The 601-nt window shown below is 58.2% G+C and carries 1 protein-coding gene; it reads left to right on the forward strand.

All coding sequences use genetic code 11. The features are described 5' to 3' along the window. Window positions 1-50: 50 nt before the first annotated feature. On the forward strand, window positions 51-601 hold a 551-nt coding region (locus IE224_RS20905; protein ID WP_268246579.1), incomplete at its 3' end, for a calcium-binding protein.

Here is a 601-nt window from a genome sequence, read left to right on the forward strand (position 1 = left end):
TCTCAGGGGGTGCTGGCAACGACACCATCCGGGGTGAGGCAGGCAACGACATGTTGTTCGGCAATCAAGGCGACGATCTTCTCGAAGGAGGAAGTGGCGACGACTGGATGCATGGGGGGCAGAACTCCGACCAACTGTATGGCGGTGAAGGCCGTGATACCTTGGGCGGCGGGTTTGGTGATGATACGCTGGATGGCGGGATCGACATTGATACTGCAACCTATGAAACCGCGATTTCGGGTGTGACTGTCAATCTCAACAACCAGGGCGTTGCCCAACTGGTCAGCGTCTCTGAAGGACGCGACACTCTGATCTCGATCGAGAACCTGATCGGTAGCAACTTTGCTGATCTTCTGACCGGTGATGCCGGTGCCAATGTTCTCGATGGCGCTGCCGGTAACGATACGATCAGTGGTGGAGCGGGAGCTGATCTTGTTCTGGGTGGCACAGGCAATGACTCGCTTCTGGGCAACCAGGGCGACGACATCCTGGAAGGTGGCGACGGCAACGACTGGCTCCATGGCGGTCAGGACAACGACCTGCTCTATGGGGGAACAGGCCGCGACACCTTAGCAGGTGGCTTTGGCGACGATACGCTGGA

The sequence above is a fragment of the Paracoccus aerius genome (assembly GCF_014656455.1).
Lineage (GTDB): Bacteria > Pseudomonadota > Alphaproteobacteria > Rhodobacterales > Rhodobacteraceae > Paracoccus > Paracoccus aerius.